Source organism: Novosphingobium sp. B-7 (assembly GCF_000410615.1).
GTDB classification, from domain to species: domain Bacteria; phylum Pseudomonadota; class Alphaproteobacteria; order Sphingomonadales; family Sphingomonadaceae; genus Novosphingobium; species Novosphingobium capsulatum.
Map to the genome: position 1 here is coordinate 54450 of NZ_KE148341.1, position 253 is coordinate 54702.

Sequence of the window (253 nt, forward strand, 5' to 3'; positions counted from 1 at the left end):
GGCGCGCAAGCTCTGTTGATACAGCGGGTTGGCTGCCAGGGCATCGGCGCGCGCCTGTTCCAGCGTGGCTGGCATCGGGCCCAGCGCGGGCGGCGGCGCCAAGGGTCCAGGATCCTGCCCTACCACCGCGCGATAGTTTGCCGTGGCGGTATCGAGCGTTGCCTGCGCGGCGGCCAGGGTCGCCCCCGCGCTGGCACGCTGCGCCTCAAGCTGGGCGACATCGGTGCGGGTGGCCTTGCCCAGGCGATAGCGC

At 72.7% G+C, this 253-nt stretch carries 1 pseudogene; it reads right to left on the minus strand.

The window, feature by feature from the left end:
- A pseudogene (locus tag H926_RS27280) lies at nucleotides 1–253 on the minus strand (type I secretion protein TolC); the annotation flags it as partial.